The organism is Mesorhizobium sp. 1M-11, assembly GCF_001303895.1.
Taxonomy (GTDB): Bacteria; Pseudomonadota; Alphaproteobacteria; order Rhizobiales; family Rhizobiaceae; genus Mesorhizobium.
In genome coordinates this window covers 1-448 of record NZ_LJSD01000069.1, presented here as the reverse complement: position 1 = coordinate 448, position 448 = coordinate 1, and the positions used below count along the sequence as shown (strand labels likewise).

The following is a 448-nucleotide window of genomic DNA, read 5'->3' as shown; positions in this document are numbered from 1 at the left end:
CGGTGAAGGGGAATATGGTCGCGGTCGTCTCGAACGGCACCGCCATTCTGGGTCTGGGCAATCTGGGCGCGCTGGCCTCTAAGCCGGTGATGGAGGGCAAGGCCGTCCTGTTCAAGCGTTTCGCCGATGTGAACGCCATCGATATCGAGCTGGATACCGAAGACCCGGACGAGATCATTCAGGCCGTTCGCCTCATGGGGCCGACCTTCGGGGGGATTAACCTCGAAGACATCAAGGCGCCGGAATGCTTCATCATTGAACAGCGGTTGAAAGAGATCATGGACATTCCGGTGTTCCATGACGACCAGCATGGCACGGCCGTGATTTGCGCTGCGGGTCTGCTCAATGCGCTCGAAATCAGCGGCAAGAAGATCGAGGATGTGAAGATTGTCCTCAACGGGGCAGGGGCAGCGGGGATTGCCTGTCTGGAACTGCTGAAGGCCATGGG

1 protein-coding gene is annotated in these 448 nt (G+C 58.9%); it reads left to right on the top strand.

Going from position 1 to position 448, the window contains the following annotated elements:
* Nucleotides 1–448 (top strand): malic enzyme-like NAD(P)-binding protein (locus tag AO692_RS27605; RefSeq protein WP_280138684.1); only part of this gene is annotated, 448 nt, incomplete at both ends.